This is a genomic window from Nocardioides sp. (genome assembly GCF_047606145.1).
Classification (GTDB): Bacteria; Actinomycetota; Actinomycetes; order Propionibacteriales; family Nocardioidaceae; genus Nocardioides.
On record NZ_JASGET010000137.1, the window covers coordinates 43,461 to 55,328 of the forward strand.

The following is an 11,868-nucleotide window of genomic DNA, read 5'->3' on the forward strand; positions in this document are numbered from 1 at the left end:
CCAAGAAGGCATTGAATGATTACTTATCCACCAAGGTAGGCATTGACTGATAACCTGTCAACCATGAATGTCCGGATGGCTGCCGAGGATCGACGTGAGCTGGTGCGGGAGGCGGCCACTCGAGCCTTCGCGAAGGGCGGCTACGCCGGCACCAGCACGGATCAGGTCGCCAAGGAGGCCGGCGTCTCCCAGCCGTACGTCGTCCGGATCTTCGGCACCAAGCTCGAACTCTTCCTCGCCGTCTTCGAGCACGCCTGTCGCCGGATCGAGGGGGCCTTCGCGGGGGTCATCGACGAGCGCCCGTTCGACCCGGCCTCCGAGGAGGACCGCGACCGCCTCGGCGGGGCCTACCTCGAGCTCCTCGGCGACAGCGACTTCCTGCACGTGATGATGCATGGCTTCTCGGCCGGCTCGGTGTCCGAGATCGGCGCGGTTGCCCGCGAGGGGATGGGCCGGATCTTCCAGACCCTGCGCCGCACCGGCTGGAGCGACGAGCAGGTGCGCGACTTCATCGCGCACGGCATGCTGCTCAACGTCCTGCTCTCGATGGACGCGTACGGCGACCAGGGTGGCCCGCTCGGCGAACTGGTGGCGGCCTGCCTCCCGCCGCCCCCGAGTTGAGCCCGAGTCGAGCCCGAGTCGAGCCCGACTCCACCGATCCCCGCGAGGCTGAGCGCCCGGGGCCCGGTCAGTCTCCGGCCGGGCCGGCCTCGGGCGGACGTGCGCGTTCCCAGTCGGCCGGCGGCCCGCTGACCAGTCGCATCATCGGATGCGGAGTGGGCTCGGTGAGCCGGGCGCTCCGCCAGAGCTCGGGGGAGCGCCCGGCGAGCTTGTTCAGCAGGTGCGTCCACTCGAGACCCAGTTGGCCGTCGGTCACCTCGATCGGGTCGGGGTCGCGCCGCTCGATCAGGCCGGCGTTGAAGCGATATCCGCGCCTGCCCGCCTCGGCTGCCACGTGGGAGAGGTACTCGCCGACCGACGCCGCCGGATCCGGCCGGCCGCGGAAGCGCTCCAGCTGTGGATGCCGGGTGTAGCCGCGGGTGCGCCCGAGCAGGACCGCCTGGGCCAGCAGCGCCTCTCGCCAACAGGCGGTCAACCCGGCGCGGTCCAGGTGTCGGGGGTGCAGACTCCACAGCCGCATCCGTCGACCATAGCCGGCTCGGCACAAGGTTCTTTATCTCAATATGGCGTGCTTATAATTCTAAGCATGCTGACCGATCGCGAGCAGGAGATCGTGGCACTGCTCCGTCGTGATCCGCTGATCGGCTCCGCGCAGATCGCCGAGCGACTGGGCACGACCAGGGCCGCCGTCAACGTCCACCTGTCCAACCTGGGCAAGAAGGGCGTCATCCGCGGCCGCGGCTACCTCCTCAACGAGACCCCGGGCGTGGTCGTGATCGGTGGCGCCAACATGGACGTCAAGGCCCGCAGCGGCGCCCGCGCCGTACCGGGCACCAGCAACCCGGGCGAGGGCTCGATGTCGCCCGGCGGCGTCGGCCGCAACATCGCCGAGAATCTTGCCCGGCTCGGTTCCCGGGTGGAGCTGATCGCCGCCGTCGGCGCCGACCCCATCGGCGACCAGCTGCTCGCCGCCACCTCGGCTGCGGGCGTGCGCGTGGACGGCGTACGGCGCAGCGCGCATCCGACCGGGACCTATACCGCGGTCCTCGACCATGACGGTGAGCTGCTGGTCGCGGTCGCCGACATGGCCGCCACCGACGCACTCGCTCCCGCCGACCTCGGCGCCGAGCCGTTCGCCGGCGCCGCCTTCGTCGTCCTCGACGGCAACCTCGCCACGCCGACGGCGGCCTTCGCGCTCGAGGTGGCCGCGACCGCCGGCGCCAAGGTCATCCTGGAGCCGGTCAGCGTGCCGAAGGCGGCCCGGTTGGCGGCCCTGCTCACCGACCAACGGCCGGTCCACGCCATCACCCCGAACCGGGCCGAGTTGGCCGCGCTCAGCGGTCTGCCGGTCGACACCGACGCCCGGCTGCGCGCCGCCATCGACCGGATGCACGAGCGTGGCGTGGAGACGGTGTGGGTGCGGCTGGGCGCCGACGGCTCGCTGCTCAGCGCGCCGACCGGCCTGACCGCGCTCGCCTCCCCGGCCACCGACGTGGTCGACGTGACCGGCGCCGGCGACGCGATGCTGGCCGCCTTCTGTCACCGTCTGCTGGCCGGCGCCGACGCCGCCGAGGCGGCGGCCTACGGCCACGCCGCCGCGGCGGCGACCTGCGCCAGTGCGCAGACCGTTCGACCCGATCTCACCGACCGACTCGTCAGGAGCTATCTGTCATGACCCCGCACCCGTCCCTGAGGCTGACCGACGAGGTCGCCGGCGCACTCGCCGATCACCGCCCGGTGGTGGCGTTGGAGTCGACGATCATCAGCCACGGCATGCCGTATCCACAGAACGTGGCGATGGCCACCGAGGTCGAGCAGATCGTCCGTGACCACGGTGCCGTGCCGGCGACCATCGCCGTGCTCGACGGTGTCCCGCGGATCGGCCTGGACGCCGCCGACCTCGAGCTGCTCGCCTCCGACGAGGAGGTCACCAAGGTGAGCGTCCGCGACCTGCCGTACGTCGTCGCGCGCAAGCTCCACGGCGCGACCACCGTCGCCGCCACCATGCGGCTGGCCGCGATGGCGGGCATCCGGGTCTTCGTCACCGGCGGGCTCGGCGGCGTGCACCGCGGCGCCGAGACCAGCTTCGACATCTCCGCCGACCTGACCGAGCTCGGCCGGACGCCGGTCGCGGTGGTCAGCGCCGGGGTGAAGTCGATCCTCGACATCGGCCTGACCCTGGAGACGCTGGAGACGCTCGGGGTGCCGGTGCTGGTCAACGGCGCCGACGAGTTCCCGTCCTTCTACTCCCGCTCCTCCGGCTTCGCTGCCCCGCTGCGGGTCGACGGGGCGGCCGAGGCGGCCGCGGTGGCCAGGGCGACCTGGGAGCTGGGGCTGAGCAACGGCCTGGCGATCGCCAACCCGATCCCGGCCGCCGACGAGATCCCGGCCGCGGAGATCGGCGTCGTCATCGAGCGCGCGCTCGCTGACGCCACCGCCGCCGGCATCACCGGCAAGGAGACCACGCCGTACCTGCTGGCCCGGATCGTCGAGCTCACCGAGGGTGCCTCGCTGCGCGCGAACATCGCGCTGGTGCGCAACAACGCCGTCTTCGGCGCTCAGCTGGCGGCCGCGTACGCCGGCTGATCCGAGGTTCGGGGTGTGAGGCTCCGGCGACGGGGTAGACCGCTGAGGGTCATCCACGATGCCCACGACAGGAGCTCTCCCATGACGCAGCCCTCGGACCCGAACCAGCCCGGCCAGCCGGACTACGACCCACCGCCGACGCCGCCCGCGGGCCAGCCCTACGAGCAGTCGTACAGCCAGTCGTACGGCCAGCAGCAGTACGGGCAGCCCGGATATGGTCAGCCCGGATATGGTCAGCAGCCGTACGCGCAGCAGGGCTACGCCGGCTACCAGGCCGGCGGCTATGGTCCCGGGCCGGTCGGCAAGGTGCGCGGGTCCGGCCTGTGCATCCTGCTGTTCATCGTGACGCTCGGCATCTACGGCCTGTACTGGTACTACGCGACCAGCGAGGAGATGAAGCGACACAGCGGCGTCGGCATCGGCGGCCCGATCTCGCTGCTGATCGCCTTCTTCATCGGCATCGTCTCGCCGTTCATCACCTCCAACGAGGTGGGCGGGCTCTACGAGCGCGCCGGCATGCAGCCGCGCGTCTCCGCGCTCACCGCCCTGTGGTACTTCCCGGGGATGTTCATCCTGGTCGGCCCGATCATCTGGTTCGTCAAGACCAACGGCGCGCTCAACGACTACTGGATCTCCCGCGGAGCCGTCGCCGGCTGAGGCGGCGCGATCCCGGTTCGGCGACGGCGGGCTCGGGACCACGACGTAGGTTGGCGGCATGCGCATCGCCATCGTCGGCGGCCACGGCAAGGTCGCTCGCCAGCTCCATCCGTTGCTCGTCGCGGCCGGTCACACACCGCTCGCGCTGGTCCGCAGCGAGGCCTATCGCGCCGAGCTCGAGGGCCTCGGCGCGGAGGTGGGCCTGCTCGACGTCGAGCACGACGAGGCGGAGGCGTTCGGGGAGGCGTTCGCCGACTGTGAGGCGGTCGTCTTCGCCGCCGGGGGAGGGCCGGACGGCAACGCCGAGCGGAAGCGCACGGTCGACCTGGGTGGCTCGTTGAAGTCCATCGATGGCGCGCACCAGGCGGAGATCTCCCGGTTCGTGCAGGTCTCCGCCATCGGGGTGGACGTGCCGGTGCCGGCCGAGACCGAACCGGTGTGGCGGGCCTACGTCGAGGCGAAGCGCGACGCCGACCTCGCGCTGCGGTCCAGCGACCTGGCCTGGACCATCCTGCGGCCCGGCCGGCTCACCGACGATCCGGCCACCGGCCTGGTCGCGCTGGGCCCGGACACCGGGCGGGGCGAGATCGCCCGCGCCGACGTCGCGGCCACGGTGGTGGCGGTGCTCGAGGACGAGACGAGCATCGGTCGTCAGTGGGATCTGATCACCGGCGAGGTGCCGATCGCCGAGGCGGTACGCCGAGCCGGCGCGTAGTCTCGCTGACATGACTCCCGCGGACCTGCTCCAGGACGGATTCGGCCGGATCGTCGAGGGCGGCGCGGCCGTCGTGGCGGACCTGAGCGAGGACCAGTTGGCGCACCGGATCTCTCCGGACGCCAACTCGATCGGCTGGCTGGTCTGGCACCTGATCCGGGTCCAGGACGCGCAGGTGGCCGAGGTGGCGGGCACCGAGCAGGTCTGGACCGCGCAGGGGTACGCCGCCAGGTTCGCCCTCGGTCTCGACGACAGCGCCACCGGCTACGGCCAGACCTCCGCCGAGGTCGGCCGGGTCCGGGTCGGCGCCGCCGAGCTGACCGACTACCTGCACGCCACCCACGCGGCCACGCTCGCCTACCTCGACACCGTCACCGAGGCCGATCTCGACCGGATCGTCGACACCCGCTGGGATCCCCCGGTCACCCTCGGCGTCCGGCTGGTCAGCATCCTCGACGACGACGCCAAGCATCTCGGTCAGGCGGAGTACCTGCGGGGCCTCGGCCCGACAGGGTAGACCGAATCCGGTTGCCGGGAGCTCGGGTCGGTGACCACCATCGAGGCATGACCGACTACCGGATCCGGCCGATCCACGCCGCCGAAGTCGACCGGGTGCGCGAGCTCCGGCTCGCCGCCCTGTGCGACGAGTCGGCCCCGATCGCGTTCCTCGACACCTATGCCGACGCCGTCGCGCAGCCGCGGGACTACTGGGAGGAGCGGGCCGCCGGGTCGGCGGTCGAGGCCGGGGCGGCCGGACGCAGGCGACAGTTCGTGGCGGTGGCTCCCGACGGCGAGTGGGTCGGCACGGTCGTGGTCCTGCTCGAGGAGGCCGGGGAGAAGGACTTCGCCGGGGACGAGATCACCGTCACCGGTGGTCAGATCGTCGGGGTCTACCTCAAGCCCGAGCATCGTGGCCGTGGTCTGCTCGGCCGGCTGTTCGCCGCCGCCGAGGACTGGCTCCGCGAACGCGGGCGCCGGCACGCCCGGCTCTACGTGCACGCCGACAACGCCCGCGCCCGGGCCGCCTATCGGCGCGCCGGATTCGCACTCTCCGGGGCCAGCTCCGAGATCGAGGCCGGGCTCGAGCTCGAGATGACCCACCACCTGTCTGAGCCGTGACGCGTGGTGCGCCCGGGGTCAGACGGCCGAGCTCGGCCGGCCGACCCGGTAGCGGACGAACGAGGGGACCAGCAGCGCGCAGAGCGCGATCCCGACCAGTACCAGCCCGCCGCCACCGGTGGTGGCGGCCGCCGTCCCGACCACCGCCGCCGCCCCGCCGTGCACGACGTCCGCGATCCGTGGGCCACCGGCGACCACGACGGTGAAGACGCCCTGGAGCCGTCCGCGGACGTTGTCGTCGGCGGCGGACTGGAGCATCGCCGAGCGGATCGCCGCCGAGGCGACGTCGCCGGCACCGGCGACGACCATGAAGAGCAGGCCGAGGCCGAGCATGACACCGGTGAACCCGACCCGATCGGCCACCGCGACCGACAGGCCGAAGCCGACGATGCCCAGTCCCCAGACCGCGATGCACCACAGCACCACCCGGCCCTGCCGCTCGACGCGCGAGATCCAGCCGCTGAACACACCGCCGACCACGGCGCCGGCGGGGATCGCGGCGTACAGCAGCGCGAAGGCGATGCCGCCGTCCTTGGGGCCGTGGAAGGACAGGTGGGCGATCTCCGGGAACAGCGCCCGGGGCATGCCGAAGATCATCGCGATCAGGTCGACCACGAACGACATCAGCAGCACCGGCTTGTCCCGCAGATAGGCGATCCCCTCCCAGACCGAGCGCAGCCCCGGCGCGCCCTGCTGCGCGCCCTCGACCGGCATGCCAGGCAGCAGCACCACCGCATAGAGGGTGGCGAACAGGGTGCAGGTGTCGATCAGGTACATCCAGGTGTAGCCGGTGATCGGGATCAGGATGCCGGCCACCAGCGGACCGGCGATGGCGCCGAACTGGACGACCGTCATCGACAGCGAGTTCGCCGCCGGCAGCAGGTGTGCCGGGAACAGCTTGGGCAGGACCGCGGAGCGGGTCGGCTGGTTGACCGCGAAGAACGCCTGTTGGACGGCGAACAGGCACAGCAACAGCCACACGTTCGTCGAACCGACGGCGGACTGCAGCCAGAACAGCGCGCTGGTCGCGATCAGGCCGCAGGTGCTGACCATCAGCAACGTACGGCGGTCCAGGTGATCGGCGAGCGCGCCGCCGTACAGCCCGAAGATCACCAGCGGCACGAGCCCGAAGACGCCGGTCAGGCCGACGTACGCCGAGGAACCGGTGTCGGCATAGATCTGCGCGGGCACCGCCACGACGGTCAGCTGGGCACCGATCACGGTGATGATCTGGGCGGTCCACAGCCGCCGGAAATGCGGCTCGGCCAGTGGCCGGGTGTCCGCGAGCACGCCGCTCAGCCGGCTTCCAAGGCTCATTCGACGCTCTCTGCAGTTGGGACGCGTGGCACGTTGCCCAACCTTGCCACGTCCGGTCTTCTTCCCGACGCGGCCTTGAAATGGGTTCGGCCCGAGGTGTCGTATCGAGGCGAGCGCGTTCGTGGAACAGGTGAACGGCAGTCACCCGGGCTGTCGGTGAGCAGAGGAGACCCACCATGCCCAAGTATCTGATGTCCGTCTACGGACCCGCCGAGCGCAACGAGTTCGGCGACTACGGCTCCAAGGAGGCCATGCTGCAGGCGTTCGCCGACACCGGCGCGTTCAACGAGAGGCTCGAGCGGGAGGGGTACTTCGTCTTCGCGGACGGCCTGGAGCAGGCGACGACCGCCACCGTCGTCGACGGTCGGGGTGAGGGGCCGGTGCTCACCGACGGTCCCTATCTGGAGTCCAAGGAGTACCTCGGGGGCTTCTGGATCATCGAGGCACCCGACCTCGATGTCGCGCTCCGCCTCGCCGCGGAGGGGTCCAAGGCCTGCCGCGGCAAGGTCGAGGTGCGGCCCTTCCAGACCGAGGAGTCGTTCCAGGCGCTGCTCGATCGGTGAGCGATCCCGCCGTCGAGGAGGCGTTGGCCCGTGCCCACCACGAGGAGTGGGCACGGGTCGTCGCCGCCCTGGCCCGCCGCTTCGCCGATCTCGACGTCGCCGAGGACGCGGCGGCCGAGGCGTTCGTGACGGCGGTCGAGCGCTGGCCCGTCGACGGCGTGCCGCCCCACCCGGGAGGCTGGCTGAGCACCACGGCCACCCGGAAGGCGATCGACCGAGTCCGCCGGGAGGCCAAGCGTGAGGAGAAGCACCGGATCGCACTCATGACCACCGACGACACCGCACCCGAGCCGACCGGCCCGGTCGCCGACGACCGGCTCCGCCTGGTCTTCACCTGCTGCCACCCGGCTCTCGCACAGGAGGCCCGGGTGGCCCTCACCCTCCGGCTGGTCGGTGGGCTGACGGTGCCCGAGATCGCGCGGGCGTTCCTGGTCTCGGAGACGACGATGAGGCAGCGGATCACTCGGGCGAAGTCGAAGATCAGGGCCGCTCGCATCCCCTACCGGGTGCCCTCCGCCGAGGACCTGACCGAGCGGCTCGCCGGCGTGCTCGCGGTGGTCTTCCTCGTCTTCAACGAGGGCTACCTGGCGGGCGAGGGGGACGAGCCGATCCGGGCCGAGCTGACCGACGAGGCCATCCAGCTCGGCCGGCTGCTCCGCGCCCTGCTTCCCGCCGACGGCGAGGTCGCCGGCCTGCTCGCCCTGATGCTGCTCACCGAGGCCCGCCGCACTGCTCGGGTCTCCGGCAGCGGCGAGCTGGTGACCCTGGACGAGCAGGACCGGGGCGCCTGGGACCGGGCGCTCATCGATGAGGGTCATCGGCTGGTGCGGGAGCGACTCGCCGCGGTGGCGGCCGGTGACGGCCCGGTGGGTCGCTACCAGCTCCTCGCCGCCATCAACGCCGTACACACCGATGCGCCCTCGGCGCGCGAGGTCGACTGGTCCCAGATCCTCACCCTCTACGACCGTCTGGTGAGGGTCGATCCGTCGCCCGTGGTGCGTCTCAATCGCGCCGTCGCGCTCGCCGAGATCGATGGCCCGGACCTCGGCCTGGCCGAAGTCGACCGCCTCGCCGACGCGCTCGCGGACTACCACGCCTTCCACGCCACCCGCGCCGACCTGCTGCGGCGGCTCGGGCGGAGCGGGGAGTCGAGGTCGGCGTACGACGCCGCGATCGGTCTGGCCGGCAACTCCGCCGAGATCGCCTACCTCACCCGCCGACGCGACCAGCTCGGACCGGGGCCGGAGAATCCACTCCGGGCCTGAGCCCGCGCCGTGGCACCCTTGCCGCATGACGCAGATCGAGCCCCTGACCCTGCCCGCCGCCGAGGCCGCCGAGGAGTGGGTGACCGAACGCACCGAGGGCGCGCTGGCCACCGCGCGGGAGCTGGCCGACCGGCTCCGGACCGAGCCGCCCGCCGACCCGCTGGCGGTGGTGCGGCTGTGGGACGACGTCGGGCTCGCGCTCGGCAGCGCCGGCGGCCTGGTCGGGCTGCTCGCCAACGTGCACCCGACCGAGGCGGTCCGGACCGCCTGCGAGGACGCCGAGGTCGCCCTGCAGCGGCTGCGTACCGAGCTCGGCCAGGACCAGCGGCTGTACGCCGTCCTGGCGGCGCTGTCGGTCGAGGAGGTGACCGCGGCCGACCCGGACGCCGGCCGGGTGCTGTCGAAGTCGCTGCAGGACTTCCGGCGGGCCGGCGTCGACCGGGACGAGGCGACCCGAGATCGGCTGAAGGCGATCAACGAGCGTCTCACCGAGCTGGACCTGACGTTCTCTCGGCTGGCCCGTGACGACGTGCGCAGCGTCCAGGTGCCGGTCGAGCGGCTGGACGGCATGCCCGCGGACTGGCTGGAGGCGCACCCGGCGGACGAGAGCGGACTGGTCACCGTCACCAGCGACTACCCGGACGCGCTGCCGGCCCGGATGTTCGTGCACGATGCCACGGTCCGCCGCGACGTCACGATCGCCTGTCTGGAGCGCGGCTGGCCGCAGGCCGACCCGGTGCTGCGCGAGATGTTCGAGCTGCGGCACGAGCTCGCCACGCTGGTGGGCTACTCCGACTGGCCGAGCTACGACGCCGAGGTCAAGATGATCGGCTCGGGCGACGCGATCCCCGAGTTCATCGACAAGATCGCCCAGGCGGCCACCGGTCCGATGGAGCGTGACCTCGCCGTGCTGCTGGAGCGCTACCGGCGCGACGTGCCCGGCGCCACCGAGCTGACCACCGCCGACTCGGTCTACTACGAGGAGCTGGTGCGCAAGGAGCAGTTGGAGGTCGACTCCCAGCGGGTGCGCACCTACTTCGACTTCGCCAAGGTGCGCGCGGGTCTGTTGGAGGTGACCGGTCGGCTGTTCGGCCTGCGCTACCAGCCGGTCGATGCGCCGACCTGGCACGAGGACGTCAGCGTCTTCGACGTCCACCGGGCCGGGACCGAGGAACGCCTGGGTCGTATCTTCCTGGATCTGCATCCGCGCGAGGGCAAGTACAAGCACGCCGCGCAGTTCGACCTCTCGCCCGGGGTGCGCGGGCGCCAGCTCGCTCAGGGGGTCCTGGTCTGCAACTTCTCCCGCGGGCTGATGGAGCACGACCACGTGGTCACGCTGTTCCACGAGTTCGGGCACCTGGTGCACCACGTCCTCGGTGGTCAGGGCGAGTGGGCGCGGTGCTCCGGGGTCGCCACCGAATGGGACTTCGTCGAGGCACCCTCGCAGATGCTCGAGGAGTGGGCGTGGGACCCCAGCGTGCTGCGCACCTTCGCCACCGACGCCGCCGGTGAGCCGATCCCCGTCGAGCTGGTCGAACGGATGCGCGCCGCCGACGACTTCGGCAAGGGCTATCAGGCCCGCACCCAGATGTTCTACGCCGCGATCTCCTACTACTTCCACGCCCAGCGACCGGCCGATCTGACCGCCGCGATGCTCGAGCTGCAGGAGCGCTACAGTCCCTGGCCCTACCTGCCCGGCACGCACTTCTTCGCCAGCTTCGGCCATCTCGGCGGGTACTCCTCGGCCTACTACACCTACATGTGGTCGCTGGTGATCGCCAAGGACATGTTCAGCGCCTTCGACCCTCAGGACCTGTTCGCGCCCGACGTCGCCGGCCGCTACCGGGACCGTATCCTGGCTCCCGGCGGATCCAGGGACGCCGCCGACCTGGTCGCGGACTTCCTCGGCCGCCCCTTCAGCTTCGACGCCTACGCGGCCTGGCTCGCCCGCTGACCGCTGCCGAGCAGAAGCAACCGCGCAGAGGCAACCGCGAACAGAGGCAGATGGTGCTTTAGAACCCGCCGAGCAGAGGCAAGTGGTCCCCCGAAGCTCGCCGAGCAGAGGCAGATGGTCCCCAAGGACCCGCCGAGCAGAGGCAGATGGTCGGCAGGTCCTCGCCGACTTGTGTCGCTCCAACTATCGGCGTACGATCGCGATATATCGCGAAACCGAGAGAAGGAGCACGCAATGCGTAGCGAACGATTCGACAACGACAACCGCCGCAACCGACGCGGTACCAACAAGCTCCGCCACCACCCCGGTGGCGGTCCCCGAGGCGAGTGGGACTTCCGTGGCATGGGTCCGCTCGGGCGCCGTGGCCCCGGCGGAGCCGGTCCGCGTGGCTTCGGCCCCGATGGCCCTCCGCCCTGGCTGGCCGGTCTGTTCGGCTTCGAGGGCGACGAACGCCGGCGCGGCCCGCGGGTACGCCGCGGTGACGTCCGCTCGGCCATCCTCGGTGTCCTCTCCGAGGCCAAGAAGGCCGACCAGCCGATCAACGGCTACCAGGTGATCCAGCAGATCGCCGAGCGCAGCCATGGCGTGTGGCGGCCCAGCCCGGGTTCGGTCTACCCGACGATCCAGCAGTTGCAGGACGAGGGGCTGGTCGCCGCCGACGAGGGGCACGGCCGGCGTGCGATCACGCTGACCGAGACCGGTGTGGAGTACGCGGCGACGCATGCCGCCGACCTCGAGGCGGTCTGGCGCCCCTTCGAGGCGGTGACGGCGCAGAGCCGGCGCGAGGCCGCCAGTGGCCTGCGCGGCGAGGTCACCCAGGTGCTTCCCGCCGTCTGGCAGATCGCCACCACCGGGACCGAGGCGCAGCGCAAGGCGGCCGGCGACATCCTCGCCGAGACCCGCCGCAAGCTCTACGGCATCCTCGCCGAGGGGCCGGACGGCAGCGCCGAGTCCGGAGACACCTCCGAGGCCACCGACGAGTGACCCTGGGCCGGTGGGCCATGAGTCGCGCACCTCAGCCACGTCGAGCCGGCGCTACCCCGGGTAGCGCCGGCGCGAAGCATCTCCTCG

13 protein-coding genes are annotated in these 11,868 nt (G+C 71.5%); 11 read left to right on the forward strand and 2 right to left on the reverse strand.

From position 1 onward, the window contains the following. The first annotated feature begins 63 nt into the window (after nt 1–63). Nucleotides 64–621 carry a TetR/AcrR family transcriptional regulator gene (locus QM638_RS18355; protein ID WP_415144293.1) on the forward strand — a complete coding sequence of 186 codons (558 nt, stop codon included), beginning with the start codon at nt 64–66 and terminating at the stop codon, nt 619–621. Between the two features lie 67 nt (nt 622–688). Here QM638_RS18355 and QM638_RS18360 read toward each other — a convergent pair whose 3' ends face one another. Further along, nucleotides 689–1,141, reverse strand: a complete 453-nt coding sequence (locus QM638_RS18360) for a pyrimidine dimer DNA glycosylase/endonuclease V (RefSeq protein WP_415144295.1) — start codon at nt 1,139–1,141, stop codon at nt 689–691. 66 nt (nt 1,142–1,207) lie between these two features. Here QM638_RS18360 and QM638_RS18365 point away from each other — a divergent pair, with 66 nt between their 5' ends. The 6 genes from QM638_RS18365 to QM638_RS18390 all read left to right on the forward strand — a co-directional run bounded on the left by QM638_RS18365 (nt 1,208) and on the right by QM638_RS18390 (nt 5,698). Further along, on the forward strand, nt 1,208–2,296 hold the full coding sequence (locus QM638_RS18365; RefSeq protein ID WP_415144297.1) for a carbohydrate kinase: 1,089 nt from the start codon (nt 1,208–1,210) through the stop codon (nt 2,294–2,296). Next, the gene (locus QM638_RS18370; protein WP_415144299.1) at nt 2,293–3,207 is read left to right on the forward strand and encodes a pseudouridine-5'-phosphate glycosidase; all 915 of its coding nucleotides are present in this window, start codon (nt 2,293–2,295) and stop codon (nt 3,205–3,207) included. Before QM638_RS18365 ends, QM638_RS18370 begins: the two co-directional genes overlap by 4 nt. A gap of 81 nt (nt 3,208–3,288) precedes the next feature. Beyond that, a complete protein-coding gene (locus QM638_RS18375) occupies nt 3,289–3,864 on the forward strand; it encodes a DUF4234 domain-containing protein (protein ID WP_415144301.1) in 576 nt (191 codons plus the stop codon). Nucleotides 3,865–3,922: 58 nt separating this feature from the next. Beyond that, nucleotides 3,923–4,579 (forward strand): NAD(P)H-binding protein, encoded by a 657-nt coding sequence (locus QM638_RS18380; protein ID WP_415144302.1) that lies wholly within the window; start codon nt 3,923–3,925, stop codon nt 4,577–4,579. A gap of 10 nt (nt 4,580–4,589) precedes the next feature. Next, on the forward strand, nt 4,590–5,096 hold the full coding sequence (locus QM638_RS18385; RefSeq protein ID WP_415144304.1) for a mycothiol transferase: 507 nt from the start codon (nt 4,590–4,592) through the stop codon (nt 5,094–5,096). A 47-nt stretch (nt 5,097–5,143) separates the two neighbouring features. Continuing rightward, nucleotides 5,144–5,698 (forward strand): GNAT family N-acetyltransferase, encoded by a 555-nt coding sequence (locus QM638_RS18390; protein ID WP_415144306.1) that lies wholly within the window; start codon nt 5,144–5,146, stop codon nt 5,696–5,698. Between the two features lie 18 nt (nt 5,699–5,716). On the opposite strand, the gene QM638_RS18395 is transcribed toward QM638_RS18390, so the two are convergent. Further along, entirely contained in the window at nt 5,717–7,015 is a 1,299-nt protein-coding gene (locus QM638_RS18395; protein WP_415144308.1) for an MFS transporter, read from the reverse strand. A gap of 176 nt (nt 7,016–7,191) precedes the next feature. Between QM638_RS18395 and QM638_RS18400 the strand changes: the two genes are divergently transcribed. The 4 genes from QM638_RS18400 to QM638_RS18415 all read left to right on the forward strand — a co-directional run bounded on the left by QM638_RS18400 (nt 7,192) and on the right by QM638_RS18415 (nt 11,781). Continuing rightward, nucleotides 7,192–7,578, forward strand: a complete 387-nt coding sequence (locus QM638_RS18400; RefSeq protein WP_415144310.1) for a YciI family protein — start codon at nt 7,192–7,194, stop codon at nt 7,576–7,578. Beyond that, nucleotides 7,575–8,843, forward strand: coding sequence for an RNA polymerase sigma factor (locus tag QM638_RS18405; protein ID WP_415144312.1), 1,269 nt, complete (start codon nt 7,575–7,577; stop codon nt 8,841–8,843). Before QM638_RS18400 ends, QM638_RS18405 begins: the two co-directional genes overlap by 4 nt. Before the next feature lie 25 nt (nt 8,844–8,868). Next, nucleotides 8,869–10,797, forward strand: coding sequence for a M3 family metallopeptidase (locus tag QM638_RS18410; protein ID WP_415144314.1), 1,929 nt, complete (start codon nt 8,869–8,871; stop codon nt 10,795–10,797). A gap of 234 nt (nt 10,798–11,031) precedes the next feature. Beyond that, nucleotides 11,032–11,781 carry a PadR family transcriptional regulator gene (locus QM638_RS18415; protein WP_415144316.1) on the forward strand — a complete coding sequence of 250 codons (750 nt, stop codon included), beginning with the start codon at nt 11,032–11,034 and terminating at the stop codon, nt 11,779–11,781. Nucleotides 11,782–11,868: the final 87 nt, after the last annotated feature.